This window comes from Streptomyces sp. NPDC040405 (assembly GCF_055595765.1).
In genome coordinates, this window is record NZ_JBVIVI010000005.1 from 493,970 (window position 1) to 510,713 (window position 16,744).

At 71.5% G+C, this 16,744-nt stretch carries 15 protein-coding genes; 11 read left to right on the forward strand and 4 right to left on the reverse strand.

The genetic code is table 11. From position 1 onward, the window contains the following. The first annotated feature begins 98 nt into the window (after positions 1 to 98). The 9 genes from ACZ59A_RS23500 to ACZ59A_RS23540 all read left to right on the forward strand — a co-directional run bounded on the left by ACZ59A_RS23500 (position 99) and on the right by ACZ59A_RS23540 (position 11,711). Complete coding sequence (locus tag ACZ59A_RS23500; RefSeq protein ID WP_470961334.1) at positions 99 to 1,130, forward strand: BMP family lipoprotein; 1,032 nt, start codon at positions 99 to 101, stop codon at positions 1,128 to 1,130. 125 nt (positions 1,131 to 1,255) lie between these two features. Beyond that, positions 1,256 to 2,884: an ABC transporter ATP-binding protein gene (locus ACZ59A_RS23505; RefSeq protein ID WP_470961826.1), complete on the forward strand. Its 1,629-nt coding sequence runs from the start codon at positions 1,256 to 1,258 to the stop codon at positions 2,882 to 2,884. Then, positions 2,881 to 4,014: an ABC transporter permease gene (locus tag ACZ59A_RS23510; protein ID WP_468049277.1), complete on the forward strand. Its 1,134-nt coding sequence runs from the start codon at positions 2,881 to 2,883 to the stop codon at positions 4,012 to 4,014. The genes ACZ59A_RS23505 and ACZ59A_RS23510 overlap by 4 nt, the downstream gene beginning before the upstream one ends. After that, complete coding sequence (locus tag ACZ59A_RS23515) at positions 4,011 to 5,300, forward strand: ABC transporter permease (protein WP_470961336.1); 1,290 nt, start codon at positions 4,011 to 4,013, stop codon at positions 5,298 to 5,300. The genes ACZ59A_RS23510 and ACZ59A_RS23515 overlap by 4 nt, the downstream gene beginning before the upstream one ends. Further along, on the forward strand, positions 5,297 to 5,716 hold the full coding sequence (locus ACZ59A_RS23520; RefSeq protein WP_470961338.1) for a cytidine deaminase: 420 nt from the start codon (positions 5,297 to 5,299) through the stop codon (positions 5,714 to 5,716). Before ACZ59A_RS23515 ends, ACZ59A_RS23520 begins: the two co-directional genes overlap by 4 nt. Before the next feature lie 46 nt (positions 5,717 to 5,762). Continuing rightward, positions 5,763 to 7,040, forward strand: a complete 1,278-nt coding sequence (locus ACZ59A_RS23525) for a thymidine phosphorylase (RefSeq protein ID WP_470961340.1) — start codon at positions 5,763 to 5,765, stop codon at positions 7,038 to 7,040. A gap of 232 nt (positions 7,041 to 7,272) precedes the next feature. Then, on the forward strand, positions 7,273 to 8,916 hold the full coding sequence (locus ACZ59A_RS23530) for an ABC-F family ATP-binding cassette domain-containing protein (protein ID WP_470961342.1): 1,644 nt from the start codon (positions 7,273 to 7,275) through the stop codon (positions 8,914 to 8,916). A gap of 40 nt (positions 8,917 to 8,956) precedes the next feature. Then, positions 8,957 to 9,598 (forward strand): LysE family translocator, encoded by a 642-nt coding sequence (locus ACZ59A_RS23535; protein WP_470961345.1) that lies wholly within the window; start codon positions 8,957 to 8,959, stop codon positions 9,596 to 9,598. Positions 9,599 to 9,821: 223 nt separating this feature from the next. Further along, positions 9,822 to 11,711, forward strand: a complete 1,890-nt coding sequence (locus tag ACZ59A_RS23540; protein ID WP_470961349.1) for an ATP-binding cassette domain-containing protein — start codon at positions 9,822 to 9,824, stop codon at positions 11,709 to 11,711. Between the two features lie 30 nt (positions 11,712 to 11,741). Here the strand turns inward: ACZ59A_RS23540 and ACZ59A_RS23545 are convergent, their stop codons facing one another. Beyond that, on the reverse strand, positions 11,742 to 12,110 hold the full coding sequence (locus ACZ59A_RS23545; protein ID WP_470961352.1) for a VOC family protein: 369 nt from the start codon (positions 12,108 to 12,110) through the stop codon (positions 11,742 to 11,744). Between the two features lie 79 nt (positions 12,111 to 12,189). On the opposite strand from ACZ59A_RS23545, the gene ACZ59A_RS23550 reads away from it, so the two are divergent. Further along, complete coding sequence (locus ACZ59A_RS23550; RefSeq protein ID WP_470961355.1) at positions 12,190 to 12,654, forward strand: MarR family winged helix-turn-helix transcriptional regulator; 465 nt, start codon at positions 12,190 to 12,192, stop codon at positions 12,652 to 12,654. A 56-nt stretch (positions 12,655 to 12,710) separates the two neighbouring features. Here the strand turns inward: ACZ59A_RS23550 and ACZ59A_RS23555 are convergent, their stop codons facing one another. Both ACZ59A_RS23555 and ACZ59A_RS23560 read right to left on the reverse strand, forming a co-directional pair. Next, positions 12,711 to 13,397, reverse strand: a complete 687-nt coding sequence (locus ACZ59A_RS23555) for a PepSY domain-containing protein (protein WP_470961358.1) — start codon at positions 13,395 to 13,397, stop codon at positions 12,711 to 12,713. 226 nt (positions 13,398 to 13,623) lie between these two features. Then, positions 13,624 to 14,913, reverse strand: coding sequence for an MFS transporter (locus ACZ59A_RS23560; protein WP_470961361.1), 1,290 nt, complete (start codon positions 14,911 to 14,913; stop codon positions 13,624 to 13,626). A 93-nt stretch (positions 14,914 to 15,006) separates the two neighbouring features. Here ACZ59A_RS23560 and ACZ59A_RS23565 point away from each other — a divergent pair, with 93 nt between their 5' ends. Further along, the gene (locus ACZ59A_RS23565; protein ID WP_468049262.1) at positions 15,007 to 15,960 is read left to right on the forward strand and encodes a LysR family transcriptional regulator; all 954 of its coding nucleotides are present in this window, start codon (positions 15,007 to 15,009) and stop codon (positions 15,958 to 15,960) included. On the opposite strand, the gene ACZ59A_RS23570 is transcribed toward ACZ59A_RS23565, so the two are convergent. Beyond that, positions 15,917 to 16,615 carry a TetR/AcrR family transcriptional regulator gene (locus ACZ59A_RS23570; RefSeq protein ID WP_470961364.1) on the reverse strand — a complete coding sequence of 233 codons (699 nt, stop codon included), beginning with the start codon at positions 16,613 to 16,615 and terminating at the stop codon, positions 15,917 to 15,919. The two genes, ACZ59A_RS23565 and ACZ59A_RS23570, sit on opposite strands and share 44 nt — an antisense overlap. Positions 16,616 to 16,744: the final 129 nt, after the last annotated feature.

Sequence of the window (16,744 nt, forward strand, 5' to 3'; positions counted from 1 at the left end):
ACGGCTTCGGAGCGGGCCTTTATCTGAGATCTACGCGCGTTACGATGCGGCGGAGCCAGCGCCGCAGAGAGGCGCTTCGAGATTCAGAGGGGACCCTCGTGCGCCGGGTATCCACGATAGCTGTCGCGGGCATTGCCACCGCGGCTCTCGCAATGTCCGTCACCGCCTGTGGCAGCAGCTCCGAAGAGGAAAGCAAGAACGCCGGCGTCGGCCTCGCCTATGACGTCGGCGGCCGCGGCGACCACTCCTTCAACGACTCCGCCGCCAAGGGCTACGACCGCGCCCTGAAGGACTTCAAGGTCAAGGGCAAGGAGCTGACCGCGAAGGACGGCGACACCGACGCCGACCGCTACGACAAGCTCTCCAGCCTGGCCGAGGCGGGCTACAACCCGGTCGTCGGCGTCGGCTACGCGTGGACCCCCTCGCTGGCCAAGGCGGCCAAGAAGTACCCCGGCACGGACTTCGGCATCGTCGACTCCGTCGTCGACTCCAAGAACGTCGCCAGCCTGGTCTCCGCCGAGCACGAGGGCTCGTACCTCGCCGGGGTCGCCGCGGGGCTCAAGACCAAGTCCGACAAGGTCGGCTTCATCGGCGGCACCGACAGCGCGCTGATCAAGAAGTTCGCGGGCGGCTTCCAGCAGGGCCTGAAGGACACCAACCCCAAGGCGTCCCTCGACGTCCAGTGGGTCCAGGTCGGCTCGCCCAAGGGCTTCGGCATGCCCGACCGCGGCAAGGACATCGCCGAGGGCATGCTCTCCAACAAGGTCGACGTGATCTTCTCCGCGGCCGGCGGCTCCGGCGCGGGCGCCATCGAGGCGACCGGCAAGAAGAAGGGCACCTGGTCGATCGGCGTCGACGGCGACCAGTACTACGACAAGGGCCTGGCCGCGTACAAGAACGCCATACTGACCTCCATGGTCAAGAACGTGGACGGCTCGGTCTACGACTTCATCAAGAGCGTCGTCAAGACCAAGAAGTCCGAGCACGGCGTGCAGTCCTACGACCTCAAGCGCGGCGGCGTCGGCCTCTCGTACTCCGGCGGCTTCATCGACGACATCAAGCCGAAGATCGAGACGGCCAAGAAGAAGATCATCGACGGCAAGATCAAGGTCGCGGACACCTACAAGTAACCCGGCCCTCGTCGCCCGAGGCCCTGGGGGGCGTGCCATTCGGCGCGCCCCCCGCGTGCAACAAGGCCCCCCGCCTACAACAAGGCCCCCTGTGTACTACGCCCCCGCCCCCTCAGGAGTGCGCCATCAAAGCCGCCAGCCCACCCAAGGGCGCTCCCGCCGGTGACGTCGACGACGTTGCCGTCCAACTCCGCGGAATCACCAAGCGGTTCCCCGGAGTCGTCGCCAACCACGACATCGACATCACCGTGCGACGCGGCACCGTGCACGCCCTCGTGGGCGAGAACGGCGCGGGCAAGTCCACCCTGATGAAGATCCTCTACGGGATGCAGCGCCCCGACGAGGGCACCATCACCCTCGGCGGCTCACCGGTCGAGCTGCACTCCCCGGCGGACGCCATATCCCGCGGCGTGGGCATGGTGCACCAGCACTTCATGCTCGCCGACAACTTCACCGTGCTGGAGAACGTCGTCCTCGGCGCGGAGAAGCTGCACGGCATCGGCGGCAAGGCGCGCGCTCGCATCAAGGAGATCTCCGACGCCTACGGACTGGGCGTCCGCCCGGACGTCATGGTCGAGGACCTCGGCGTGGCGGACCGGCAGCGCGTGGAGATCCTCAAGGTCCTCTACCGCGGCGCCCGCACCCTCATCCTCGACGAGCCCACCGCGGTGCTCGTCCCGCAGGAGGTCGACGCGCTCTTCGCCAACCTGCGCGAGCTCAAGGCCGAGGGCCTGACCGTCCTGTTCATCTCCCACAAGCTGGGCGAAGTCCTCTCCGTGGCCGACGACATCACCGTCATCCGGCGCGGTACGACGGTGGCCTCGGTCGTCCCCTCCGAGACAGACGCGCGGCAGCTCGCCGAGCTGATGGTCGGCAGCGAACTGCCCTCCCCGGAGACCCGCGAATCCACCGTCACCGAGACCGAGATGCTGCGCCTCGACGGGGTGCGGCTCACCGCCACCGACGTGGACGGCGTCGAGCGGGCCGTTCTGGACGACATCGATTTCACCATCCACAAGGGCGAAGTCCTCGGCATCGCCGGGGTCGAGGGCAACGGCCAGGCCGAACTGGTCGAGGCCATCATGGGCATGCGCGACCCCGACGCGGGCTCCATCACCCTCGACGGCACCGACATCTCCCACGCCCCCACCCGCACCCGGCGCGAGGACGGCATCGGCTACATCCCCGAGGACCGCCACCGGCACGGCCTGCTGCTGGAGGCCCCGCTGTGGGAGAACCGCATCCTCGGCCATGTCACCGAGGCGCCCAACAGCAAGGGCGGCCTGCTCAACCCGGCGGCCGCCCGGCGTGACACCGAGCGCATCGTCGCCGCGTACGACGTCCGTACCCCCGGCATCGAGGTCACCGCGGCCTCGCTGTCCGGCGGCAACCAGCAGAAGCTGATCGTCGGCCGCGAGATGAGCCACCATCCCAAGCTGCTCATCGCCGCGCACCCGACGCGCGGCGTGGACGTCGGCGCGCAGGCGCAGATCTGGGACCAGATCCGCACCGCGCGCCGCGAGGGCCTGGCCGTGCTGCTGATCTCCGCCGACCTCGACGAGCTGATCGGCCTGTCCGACACCCTGCGGGTCATGTACCGCGGGCGGCTGGTCGCCGACGCCGACCCCGCCACGATCACCCCGGAGCAGCTGGGCTCGGCCATGACCGGCGCGGCGTCCGGCCACCTGGATCACCCCGCGGAAGACCCCGCGGAAGACCCTGCGGCAGAGACGGCCGGGGGAGAGGACCGATGAAGAAGTTCGACAAGGAGCGGGTGCTCCTCGCGGTCGCGGCCCCGCTGCTCGCGCTCGTCGCCGCGTTCCTGCTGACCGCCCTGGTGCTGGCCGCCACCGGCAAGGCGCCGTTCAACGCCTTCGGCATCATGTTCGACTACGGCGTCAAGGCGGACAGCCAGGTCTACATCCTCAACAAGGCGACGACGTACTACCTGGCGGGTCTCGCGGTGGCCATCGGCTTCCGGATGAACCTGTTCAACATCGGCGTAGACGGCCAGTACCGGCTCGCCGCCTTCCTCGCCGCCGTCGTCGGCGGGGCCCTGAACCTCCCGGGCCTGGTGCAGATCCCGCTGATCATCCTCGTCGCCATGCTGGTCGGCGCGATGTGGGCGTCCATCGCCGGACTGCTCAAGGTCTACCGCGGCGTCAGCGAGGTGATCAGCACGATCATGCTGAACTCCCTCGCCGGCATCCTCATCAGCTATCTGCTGGTCGACGGGCGGCTGGCCGAGCTGGACAAGCAGACCAACATCGTCTCCACCGAGCCGCTGCCCTCCTCCAGCCACTTCTTCACCATCCCGGCCGGTGGCGACCTCGACCCGGTCTTCGGCTTCATCGCCGTCGCCGCGCTCGCCGGGGTCGGCTTCTGGTTCCTCCTCGGCCGCACCCGCTTCGGCTTCGACCTGCGCGCGGTGGGCCGCTCCGAGTCCGCGGCCCAGGCCAGCGGCGTCGACGTCAAGCGCATGGTGCTCACCAGCATGCTGCTCTCCGGCGCGATGGCCGGACTCATCGGCATGCCGACCCTGCTCAACGACACCCACCAGTTCACCTCCGACTTCCCGGCCGGTATCGGCTTCACCGGCATCGCCATCGCCCTGCTCGGCCGCAACAACCCGGTCGGCATCGCGCTGGCCGCGGTGCTGTGGGGCTTCCTGGAGCGCGGCGCCAACCGGCTGGAGTTCGAGGGCTACGACAAGGAGATCGTCGGCGTCATGCAGGGCGTGATCGTCCTGTGCGTCGTCATCGCGTACGAACTGGTGCGCCGCTACGGGCTGAAGCGCCAGCAGCAGCGGGTCGGCGCGGAACTCGCCGCCCAGGCCCGTAAGAACGACAAGGGCGACAAGGACAAGAAGGAGGTGGCGGTATGAGCGCCACGGCTACCGCCACCAAGACCGCACCCGGGAAGGCCCCGAAGCGCGGGCCCCGGATGTCCGTCGCCACGGTGCTGCTGATCACCGCCGGGGCGCTGGTCGTGCTGTCCGTGCTGCGCGCCCTGGCCGGCGCCACGCAAGCGTCCGCCTTCGAGAACATCACCTCCTCCGGCCAGATCGGCGCCGCCCTCTCCATGGCCGTGCCCATCGGGCTCGCCGGGCTCGGCGGGCTGTGGGCCGAGCGGGCCGGTGTCGTCAACATCGGCCTCGAAGGCATGATGATCCTCGGCACCTTCTTCGGCGCCTGGGCGGGCTACCAGACCAACCCCTGGGTGGGCGTCCTCGCCGGGGTCCTCGGCGGCGCGGTCGGCGGTCTGGTGCACGCCATCGCCACCGTCACCTTCGGCGTGGACCACATCATCTCCGGTGTCGCGATCAACATCCTCGCGCTCGGCGCCACCACCTACCTCGCCAAGCGCTGGTTCGAACCGCTCGCCGACATCGGCGGCAGCCCCAAGCAGTCCCCGCAGGTCGACGACATCGCGTCGTTCACCGTGCCGGGCCTGTCCGACGGGCTGGCCACGGTCGAGAACCACCACTGGTTCCTGGTCTCCGACCTCGCGGGCCTGCTCGGCGGCCTGGTCACCGACATCTCCGCGCTGACCATCGTCTCGATCCTGCTCTTCGCCGGCACCTTCTTCGTGCTGTGGAAGACCTCGTTCGGGCTGCGGCTGCGGTCCTGCGGCGAGAACCCCACCGCCGCCGAATCCCTCGGCGTCAACGTCTACCTCTACAAGTACGCGGCCGTCGTCATCTCCGGCGGCCTCGCCGGACTGGGCGGCGTCTTCCTCGCCCTCGTCCGCTCCCACATCTACAACGAGGGCCAGACCGGCGGTCGTGGCTACATCGGCCTCGCCGCCATGCTCTTCGGCAACTGGCGGCCCGGCGGCCTCGCCATGGGCGCGGGCCTCTTCGGCTACTCCGACGCCCTCCAGCTGCGCAACGGCGGTGCCACCGTCCACGCCCTGCTGCTCCTGGTGGCCTTCGGACTCGCCCTCCTGGCGGGCTGGCGGCTCTACCGTAAGAGGTACGTCGCGGGCGCGGTGTCCGGCGGCGCCGCGATCCTGCTGGTGCTCTGGTACGCGCTGACCGACACCGTGGCCAACGACCTGGTCCCGGCGACCCCGTACCTCGTCACCCTGCTGGTCATGGGGCTCGCGGCCCAGCGGCTGCGGATGCCCAAGGCCAACAACAAGCCCTACCGGAAGGGACAGGGCACATGACCCCACCCGCCGCGGCGGCTCCCGACTGGGAGGCGCTGCGCGACGAGGCCCGGGACGCCATGTCCCGGGCGTACGCCCCCTACTCCCGCTTCCCCGTGGGCGCCGCCGCCCTCGTCGACGACGGCCGCACGGTCAGCGGGTGCAACGTGGAGAACGCGGCGTACGGCGTCGCGCTGTGCGCCGAGTGCGGCCTGATCTCCGCCCTCTTCGCCACCGGCGGCGGCCGCCTCACCGCCTTCACCTGCTGCGACCGCGACGGGGCCGTGCTGATGCCGTGCGGCCGCTGCCGTCAGCTGCTGTGGGAGCACGGCGGCCCCGAGCTGCGGGTGGACACGGCGTCCGGCATCCGGCCGCTCGCCGAACTCCTCCCGGACGCGTTCGGCCCGGCCGACCTGGCCCGCGTCAGCGCGCCGTGAACCCGTCCGAGCCCCTGTTACGTCCGTACGAAAGGCCCCTGCGCACATGGACGCCATCTCCGTCATCCGAGCCAAGCGCGACGGCGGCCGCCTGAGCGACGCCCAGATCGACTGGATCATCGACGCCTATACGCGCGGCGAGGTCGCCCACGAGCAGATGTCCGCCCTCGCGATGGCGATCTTCCTGAACGGCATGGACCGCGCGGAGATCGCCCGCTGGACCGCCGCGATGATCGCCTCCGGCGAGCGGATGGACTTCTCCTCGCTGCCCCGCCCGACCGCCGACAAGCACTCCACGGGCGGCGTCGGCGACAAGATCACCCTCCCGCTGGCGCCCCTGGTCGCCGCCTGCGGGGCAGCCGTACCGCAGCTCTCGGGCCGGGGCCTCGGCCACACCGGCGGCACCCTCGACAAGCTGGAGTCCATCCCCGGCTGGCGGGCCTCCCTCTCCAACGACGCCATGCTCGATGTGCTGCGCTCCGTGGGCTCCGTCATCTGCGCGGCGGGCGACGGCCTCGCGCCCGCCGACAAGAAGCTCTACGCCCTCCGTGACGTCACCGGCACGGTCGAGTCGATTCCGCTCATCGCCTCCTCGATCATGTCCAAGAAGATCGCCGAGGGCACCGGCTCCTTGGTGCTGGACGTCAAGGTCGGCTCCGGCGCCTTCATGAAGGACATCGGCGCCGCCCGCGAACTGGCCACCACCATGGTCGGCCTCGGCACCGACCACGGCGTACGCACCACCGCCCTGCTCACCGACATGTCCACCCCGCTCGGGCTGACCGCGGGCAACGCGCTCGAAGTCCGCGAATCCGTCGAGGTCCTGGCGGGCGGCGGCCCCGCCGACGTCGTCGAACTCACCCTCGCCCTGGCCCGCGAGATGCTCGACGCGGCCGGTCTGACGGACGCCGACCCCGCGAAGGCGCTCGCCGACGGCAGCGCCATGGACCACTGGCGGCGCATGATCACCGCCCAGGGCGGCGACCCCGGCGCGTCGTTGCCGGTGGCCCGCGAACAGCACGTCGTCGCCGCGGAGTCCACCGGCGTCCTCACCCGCCTCGACGCCTACGCGGTGGGCGTCGCCGCCTGGCGGCTGGGCGCCGGGCGCGCCCGTAAGGAGGACCCGGTGCAGGCGGGCGCGGGCATCGAGATCCACGCCAAGCCGGGCGACCACGTCACGGCCGGACAGCCCCTGCTGACCCTGCACACGGACACCCCGGAAAAGTTCGGGTACGCGCTGGAGGCGCTGGAAGGCGCCGCCGACTACGCCGCCGGGGACGCGGCGTTCGCCCCGAAGCCGATCGTGCTGGAGCGCATCGCCTGACGCGTCAACGGGAAGGGTGCGGCGCGTAATCGGATTGATCGCGCCGCACCCTCCCCGTATCTTCGTTCCCATGTACACAGGCGCTCTCATGCACGCAGGCAGCTGGTACGCGAGGCCCCGCGACCGCCGCTGACGGCGGCGCACCGAGCCTTCTCCCTGCCCGCCGTTCCGGCCCTCCGCCGGGCGGCTGCTCGCATGCTGCCCGGCTCCATCCCGAGCTGCGGAGCACCCTGTGTCTTCCCTTCCCCCCGCGGGCTCTTCGAGCCTGCCCCCGAACGCCCATCTGCGCGCGGACGACATCACCGTCACGCGCGGCGCACGCCGGATCCTCCGAGGCGTGTCCGTCACCGTCTCCGCCCGCTCCCGGCTGGCCATCGTCGGCGAGAACGGCCGTGGCAAGACCACGCTGCTGCATGTGCTCGCCGGTCTCCTCGCGCCCGACAGCGGCTCGGTGCACCGGGCGGGCACCTTCGGGCTCGCGCGGCAAGTCATGCACTCCCGCTCCGGAGAGACCGTCGGCACGCTGACCGCCGAGGCGCTTCGCGGCGCCCACGCCGCCCTGCGCGCGCTGGACCTGGCCTCCGCCGGCCTCGCCCAGGGGGCGGACGGTGCCGACGACCGGTACGCCGAAGCGCTGGAGGCCGCCACACGGCTGGACGCCTGGGATGCCGACCGGCGCGTCGACGTGGCGCTGGAGGCGCTGCACGCGTGCACCGACCGGACCCGTGAGCTGTCCACCCTGTCGGTCGGACAGCGCTACCGGGTGCGGCTGGCCTGCCTGCTGGGCGCCTGGCACGACATCCTGCTGCTCGACGAGCCGAGCAACCACCTCGACGCCGACGGCCTGGCCTTCCTCACCGACCGCCTGAGCGGCCACGGCGGGGGCGTCGCCCTGGTCAGCCACGACCGCGCGCTGCTGCGCGACGTCGCGCGGGAATTCCTCGACCTGGACCCCACCCAGGACGGGCGCCCGCGCCTCCGCTCCGGCGGCTACGACGCGTGGCAGGACGGCCGCCGCCGCGACCGCGAGCGGTGGACCCAGGACTACGAGGAACAGCAGGCCGAACACCGCAGGCTGACCGTCGCGGTCGATCAGGCCCGGGACCGGCTCGACACCGGCTGGCGCCCCGCGAAGGGCACCGGCAAGCACCAGCGCCAGTCCCGGGCGCCGGGCGTGGTGCAGGCGCTCAACCGCGAACGGGAGGCGCTGGAGGCGCACCGCGTCACCGTTCCCCAGCCGCCGCTGTCGCTGCGCTGGCCCGAGCTGGCCACCCGTACCGGCTCGGCGCTGGTCCGCGCGCGGGAGGTGGCCGTCGCCGGGCGGCTCACCGGCCCCGTCACCCTCGACGTGGACGGCGGGGACCGGCTGCTCATCACGGGTGAGAACGGCTCCGGAAAGTCCACCCTGCTTTCCGTCCTCGCCGACGCCCTCGCCCCGACGAGCGGCACGGTGCGCCACCTCGCCGGGGCGCGGGTGGCCATGGTCGCGCAGGAAGTCCCGGCCTGGCCGGGCGAGTTCACCGCCCGGCAGGTGTACGACCAGCATGTGGGGAGGCTGATCGTCCACGGCGGGGCGCATGAGCGCGACCTCGTACCGCTGGGTGCGACCGGGCTGCTGGACCGCGAGGCGATGCGCACGCCGGTGGTCCGCATGTCCCTGGGCCAGCAGCGCCGTCTCGACCTGGCCCTGCGGCTGGCCACCCGCCCCCACCTGATCATCTTCGACGAGCCCACCAACCACCTCTCGGCCGTGCTCGTCGACGAACTGACCACGGCCCTCCGCGACACCCCGGCCGCCGTCATCATCGCCACCCACGACCGACGGCTCCTGACCGACCTGGCCACCTGGCCCCGGCTGCACCTCACCCGCACATAACCGATGGGCGGCAGCGGCGTCCGTCATTACGCTGACCCGTATGCCGCCCACCGACCGACTGCTCGCCTTCGCGGCGATGTCGTTCCTGCTGATCGTCGTCCCCGGCCCCAGCGTGCTGTTCGTGATCGGACGCGCGCTGGCGCAGGGCCGCCGCGCCGCCCTGACCTCGGTCCTCGGCAACACCCTCGGCGCGTACACCCTCGTCGTGGCCGTGGCGCTCGGCGTCGGGACGCTCGTGGAGCGCTCGGTCCTCGTCTTCACGGCGCTCAAGCTGGCGGGCGCCGCGTACCTGGTCCACCTGGGCGTGAAGGCGATACGTCAGCGTGGCTCCCTCCCCGCCGCCCTCACCGGCGACGGCCCGGTCACCCACGGCCGCCTGCGCACCCTGGGGGAGGGGTTCGCCGTGGGCGTGGCCAACCCGAAGACCATCGTCTTCTTCGCCGCTGTCCTCCCTCAGTTCGTCGACCGCGGTCAGGGCCATGTCGCGGTCCAGATGCTGCTGCTCGGCCTGGTCTTCAACGCCATCGCCCTCGCCTCCGACAGCGTCTGGGGCCTGGCCGCCGCCACCGCCCGGGGCTGGTTCACCCGCTCGCCCCGCCGCCTCGCCCTGGTCGGCGGCGCGGGCGGCCTCGCCATGATCGGCCTCGGCGTCACGGTCGCGGCGACGGGCCGCAAGGACTAGGGGGCGGCGGAACCTCGTACGCCACACCCGTCACAACCATCGGCGTTTCGGCCACCCCCAGTCGCGCCGGAAGCCTTGCGGCACGCGACCACGCGTTCGATGTCCCCGCATTCCCGGGCCGCCGCTTCGTCCGGAATCGAGCGCGTTCGAGACGCTCACCGTCTCGTTGAGCCTGGCATCGCCGGATCATCCAGGTGCGGCGGCGACCCGAGGAGGGACCCAGGTGACCGTGCCCGACACCTCGACAGAACGCCCCGCAGCGCCACCCCCTCCACCACCGGCAGTGATCAGCTTCGAGGGGAAGCACGGCAAGAACCCGCTGGAAGAGGCGAGTTTCGCCACGATGTGCTCGCGGCTTCCCTCGGTGCTGACGAAGACCGCGCGCATGGCCTGGGCCGTCGACCGCCCCGCGGTCGTGCTGCTCCTCGCCTGCCAGGTCCTCACCGGCGCCGCGGCTGCCTGCGTGCTGGGGTTCACCGCGAAGGCCATGACGCACATCCTCGGCGCGGGCACCGTGTCCGAACGTCTGCACGCCGCGCTGCCCGCCCTCGTCGTCGTGGCCGTGGCCGCCGCGGCTGGCCGAATCAGCGGTGCTCTGTCCTCGTACGCCGACGGGCGGATCACCCCGCTCCTGATGTCCGAGGCGGACGTTGCCCTGGTGACCGCCGTGTGCCGGGTCGAGGGCTCCGCCTACGGGGAGCCGGGGTTCGCCGACCGCCAGGAGGCCGCCGAGGTCGGGGTCACCCGCACCCGGCTGATGGTCCAGGACGCCCAGCGCTTCATGGCCGCCCTGGTCCGTATGGTCGCCGCCAGCGGCGTCATCACCGCCCTCCACTGGCTGATGCTCCCGCTGCTCCTGCTCGCCGTGCTGCCCGCCGGTCTGGGCGCCGTGCTGTCCGCCCGCGTCGACTACGAGACCCACTACGCCAACATCGGCGACCGCAACGTCCGCGGCATGATGCGCTGGTGGGCCACGTACTCCCGGTACGGCGACGAGGTGCGCGCCAACGGCATGACCGGCTACCTCGTCTACTGGTACCGCGCCCTGTCCGAGCGCATCGACCAGCGCACCCTGACCGCCGCGCCCCGCATGCTCCGCATCGTCCTGGCGACCTCGGCCCTCGGCGGCCTGTTCCTGCTCGGCACCTGGGCCGCCCTCGCCTGGCTGGCCACCACCGGCCGCGTCGCCCTGCCGGTCGCGGCCACCGCGGTCGTCGCCGTGCAGGCCACGCTGGCCGCGCTCTCCCAGCTCGTCATCCACGGCGCCGCGATGTTCCACACCTCGCTCTACCTCGCCGACATGCGGTCGTTCCTCGACATGGCGGCCGAACGCGCCCCGAAGCGCGGCGAGCTGACCATCCCGGACCGGGTGGACGAGATCCGCCTCGACGACGTCGTCTACCAGTACCCCGGCAAGGGCGAACCCGCGGTCGACGGTGTCTCCCTCACCCTGCGCCGCGGCGAGATCCTCGCCGTCGTGGGCGAGAACGGCTCGGGCAAGTCCACCCTGACCAAGCTCCTCACCGGCATCCTCCTCCCCGACAAGGGCCGGGTCCGGTGGGACGGCACCGATCTGGCCGACGCCGACTCCGACGCGGTCTGGGCGCGCACCGCCCTCGTCCCCCAGAACTTCGCCTGCTGGCCCCTGCGCGCCCGCGAGAACATCACCCTCGGCCAGCCCAAGACCTACGACGACGCCCCGGTGTGGGAGGCGGTCGACGCCGTCGGCATGCGGGAGGCCGTCGAGAAGCTGCCCCGGCAGCTCGACACCCTCCTCGCCCGCGAACTCTTCGGCGGCGCCGAACTGTCCGGCGGCCAGTGGCAGCGGCTCGCCTGCGCCCGCGCCCTGTACCGCCGGACCCCCTTGCTGATCCTGGACGAACCGACGTCCCAGATGGACCCGCGCGGCGAGCACCAGATCTTCCTGGAGGTCAAACGCATCGCCGCCGAGCGCATGACGATCGTGGTGACGCACCAGCTGGAGAACACCCGCCTCGCGGACCGCGTCATCGTCCTGCGGAACGGCCGCATCATCGAACAGGGCCGCTACGACGACCTCGTCCACGCGAACGGCCTCTTCGCCGAACTCGTCGCCCTGGCCAAGGACCGCTAGACCCGGTGGGAGGGGGCTCGTGGGCGCGCGTCAGACTCCGTGGGCGGTCAGGACGTAGCCCTCGGGGCCGACGAAGGAGAACACCGGGCCGAACGGGCTGTCGGCGATCGGGGTCAGGATCGTGATGCCGTCCGCGGCGAGCTTGTCGTGCAGGGCCTGGGCGTCGGGCGTGGAGAACCACAGGGCGACCCCGAGCCCTGGGCGCCCGGCGTCCAGGTCGGTGCCCGGCAGCGGCTCGCGCACGGCCATCGGAACGGGCTTGGTGTCGAAGACGACCGCGCCCGGCGGCGACGCGGGGGTACGGCGCAGGCCGAGGTGCTTCTCGCAGAACTCGGCCGCCGCCTCCACGTCACGGACCTGCAGGGCGATGAAGTCGGGGCCGTCGATGCTGATGGACATGGATGTCTTCCTCGAATCATGTCAGGACTTTGACATCACTCACGTTAGATCCGGCCCCTGGGTGTGTCAAAGTATTGACATGACGGACAGCTCGCGGGCGGCGGAACCGCCCCACCCGGCCGACGACGTGCTCGATCATGTGGGCTACCGGCTCAAACGCGCGCACGCCGCCCTGCGCGGCGCCATGGACCAGGCGCTGCGCGAGCACGGTCTGACCGTGCCGCAGTACGCCTGCCTGGAAGTCCTCGCCGCCCGCCCCGGCATGTCCAACGCGGAGCTGGCCCGCGCCACCTTCGTCACCCGCCAGTCCATGAACGTCGTCCTGCGCGGGCTGCAGGACGACGGACTGCTCGCCCGCCCCGACACCGTCGACCAAGGGCGCGCGCGCCCCACCACGCTCACCGACGAGGGCCGACGCCGCCTGCACGCCGCACAGGCAGCCGTCTATGCCATCGAAGCGCACATGATCCAGGCCATCCCCGCGGAGCGTCTGGACAACCTCCTCGAAGACCTCAACCGCATTGCGCAAGCCCTCAACAAATGAAGGGGCCGCCCCCGCCGGACAGTGGCGGGGGCGGCCCCTTCGGCTCGGGGAAGGCATCAGTCGTCGTCGCCGTCGTCGTCGTTCTGGTCGTCGTCGTGGTCGACGTGCTGGCTGAGGACCTTGCCGGTGGTGGCGTCGACGGTGACCTCGTGGCTCTTGTGGTCCTTGCCGAGGATGTCGACCTCGTAGACGGCTGCGCCGTTGCTGTCGTTGTCGTCGAGGCCGTAGGAGGTGGCGGTGCCGGGGACGGCCTTGAGGGCGGCGGCGGTGGCCTTGTCGTAGCCGGTCTTGTCGCCCTTGAGCTGGGCCTTGGTCTCGGCGGCGTCCTCGGCCGCGTCGTCGTCGCGGTCGGTGTGCTTGTTCAGGACGGTGCCGTTGCCCGCGTCGACGGTGATCTCGTGGTTCTTCTGGTCCTTGCCGAAGACGTCGACCTCCCAGGTGAGGGAGCCGTTGCGGTCGGAGGTGTCGAGTTCGGCGGAGGTCGCGGTGCCGGGCACGGCCTTCAGGGCCGCCGCCGTGGCCTCGTCGTAGCTGACCTTGTCGGCCTTGACCTGAGTGCGGTCCTCGGCCGTGTCGTCCAAGTGGCGCTCGTTCTGGGAGAGCTGGACCGAGGACTTGGGCGCCGGGCCGTCGTCGTCCGCGAAGGCGCTGGCCGCGCCCGTGCCGCCGATGAGGGCGATGGCGGCGGCCGTGCCGAGGACGATGGCGCGGGGGGCGAGGGTGCGCTTGGCGGTGGCCTTCATGAGGACGTTCCTCCGGTTCGTTTCGCGGTTGCGTTCCGTGGTGCGTTTCGCCGGTGGGCCCTGTCGCGCCCTTCCGACACCCACTACGTTGCCGAACCGCACCTGAAGCCAGCCTGAAATCCTGAAGGGGTCTTCAGGTTGGGGAATCTCCGCAAGCGGAAACGGGCGAAGGGGCCGCGCCCGCCGGACAGTGGCGGGGGCGGCCCCTTCGGGCTGAGAGGTGGTGTCAGGCGTGGGCCGGGGCGGGGGACAGCCGCTGCTCGACCCGGGCCTTGCGCGTCCCGTACAGCGTGATGGCCGTGGCGCCGACGACGGCCAGCAGGCCGAGCGCGACGGTGCCGGTCCAGCCGCCCGTGTGGAAGGCCATGGCGCCGAGCGTGCCGCCCGCGCTGCTGCCGACGTAGTACGCGGTCTGGTAGAGCGCGGCGGCCTGGGCGCGGCCCGTCTTCGCGGTGCGGCTGACCGCCGACGAGGCGGCGGCGTGGCCCGCGAAGAAGCCCGCGGTGATCAGGACCAGGCCGAGCAGGACCAGCGCCAGCGAGTCGGCGAGGCTCAGCAGGAGCCCGGCGGCGGTGGTGCTCACCGCGACGTACAGCGCGCCGCGCCGTCCCAGGCGGCCGACCAGCTTGCCGGTGGTGGCGGAGGAGACCGTGCCCACCAGGTAGATCAGGAAGATCGAGCCGATCATGCTCTGCGAGAGCCCGAAGGGCTCGTCCACCAGCCGGTAGCCGATCACCGTGTAGACGCCGCCGAAGACGGTCATGAAGAGCGCGCCGATGGCGTACAGCCTGCACAGCAGCGGGTCGGACAGATGCCGGGTCACGGTGCGGGCCAGGGCCCGCGGGCTGACCGCGGAGGGGGAGAAGTTCCGGGCCTTGGGGATCAGCAGCCGGAAGGCGATACCGCACACCAGCGACATGGCGCCGACCGCCGCGAGGCCCATCCGCCAGCCGTAGCCGTCGGCGACCCAGCCGGTGATGAGGCGGCCGCTCATGCCGCCGACGCTGTTGCCCGCCACGAACAGCCCGATCGCACCGACCAGGGCCTTCGGCTCGACCTCTTCGGACAGGTACGCCATCGCGGAGGCTGGGATTCCGGCGATCGCCGCGCCCTGGACCGCGCGCAGCGCGATGAGCCAGCCCAGGTCGGGGGCGTACGGAACGACCAGGGCGACCGCCACCGCGACCGTCAGCGAGACGGTCATCATCGTGCGGCGGCCGAACCGCTCGGACAGGGCGCTCAGCGGGACGACCATCAGCGCCAGCGCCAGCGTGGCCGCGGACACGCTCCAGCTGGCCTGGTCGGCTTGGACGTGCAGATCGTCGGAGATCGCGGGAAGCAGCGCCTGCGTCGAGTAGAGCAGAGCGAAGGTGGCGAGTCCGGCCGTGAAGAGGGCGAGCCTCATCCGGATGTAGCCGGGGCGGCCGGGTGCCATGCGCTCGGAGTCGGAAGAGACGGGCGGTGCGGAGGCGTCCACGCGGCTGTGGGTGGACGCCCCGGTATCAGCAGGAGGCATGGTTCGACCGTAAGGACCCGGGCGTTGATGCGTCCAATGCACGGAATCGCGATAATCGATCCACGGGAGCATCAGTAAAGGTCAGGGGCGCTTATGTCACGCATCCGCAACGAAAAAGACATTCCGGTGACAGTAGAGATCGAGGCCGAGTCCTGGGCGGCGGCCCTGACGCCCCGCCTCGCCCAGTTCGCCGCGGTCGCCCGCCACGAGCACGTCACCCGCGCCGCCCAGGAGCTGGGCGTGCCCCAGTCGACGCTCAGCCGGGCGATGGTGCGGCTGGAGGAGGACCTGGGCGTGGCGCTGTTCGCCCGCCGCGGCCGTACGGTGGCGCTCACCCCGGCGGGGCGTACGTTCCTGCGCTCGGTGGAACGGGCGCTGGCCGAGGTGGACCGGGCCGCCGAGTCCGTACGGGCCGACGCGGACCCGGCGGCGGGCCTGGTCGCGTTCGGCTTTCTGCACACGCTGGGCTCGGAGACCGTACCGGGCCTGATCCGCGGCTTCCGCGTCGACCACCCCCGGGTCCGCTTCCAGCTCGTCCAGAACTACGGCCAGGCGATGATCGACCGGATGCGCGAGGGCGGCCTCGACCTCTGTCTGACCTCGCCCGTCCCCGACGCCCCCGATCTGGTCGCCCGCCGCCTGGACGAGCAGCGGCTGCGGCTGGTGGTGCCGGACGACCACCGGCTGGCCGGGCGCCGCCGGGTGCGGCTCGCCGAGGCGTCGGCGGAGCTGTTCGTCACCCTGGAACCGGCTTACGGGCTGCGCCGGATCACCGACGCCCTGTGCGCGGAGGCGGGCTTCACGCCGAAGATCGCCTTCGAAGGGGAGGAGGCGGAGACGCTGCGCGGCCTGGTCGCCGCGGGGCTCGGCGTGGCGCTCCTGCCGCCGCCCGCCGTGCCCCGCCCCGGCGTCGCGGAGCTGACGGTCACGGCGCCGCGCGCGGTCCGGGAGATCGGCGTGGCCTGGCTGGACGGCCACCCCGACACGCCTCCGGTGGCCGCCTTCAAGCGGTTTCTGCTGAGCCGCCGCGGTCAGCTTCTGGACTGAGGTCTTCGCGGCCGGGGTTCTCCCCGCCGCGGTTCTCCCGGCTGAAGTCCGCGGCGTCCGGGCTGATCAGGACGTCGATCCCGGCCCGCAGGAACTGCTCGAAGACCTCCTGGTTGGCCGCCGAGGCCAGCGCGGGGGTCTGGATGGTGCCGCGCATCAGGCTGGTGCCGAGCACCCAGGCCACCAGCAGCTCGGACCGCACCTCGGCGTGCGGGCCCTCCAGGCGGGCGGCGAACCGCTCGGTGAACATGTCGGTCAGCTCCTCGCGCAGCCGGCCGATGGCCTCGTCGCGGCTGGAGGAGCGGAGCACGGTGAGCACGGGGTGGGGGAAGTCGGCGTCCTTGGGCTCTCCGTCGATCAGGGCGCTGAACCAGTCCGCGACGCAGTCCAGGGGCACGTCGAGCAGCGGCTCGAACACCTTGGATTTGCTCGACACCGTGTCGAACAGCGCCTCCTTTGAGCCGAAGTACCGGTAGACGAGCGCGGCGTCCACCCCGACGTCCCCGGCGATGTCGCGCACGCTGGTGCCGTCGTAGCCGTACCGGCCGAAACGGAAGGCGGCGGCGGACATCAGGGCGGTGCGCGTCCGCTCGGCGCTGCGCTTGCGCGCAGGTGCGCACGCCCCTGAAGTGCTGTCGTTCGCTGGTTCGTTCACCCAAAGCTCCTCGCGCAGTACGGCTGTTCGCCGGTCGCCCATCCTCCTGGCTCTGCCGACTGTCTCAAAGTCACCGATCGTTGTCAGCGCTTGTTGACTTCCGGATGAGCGCGCGTGCACGATGATCGA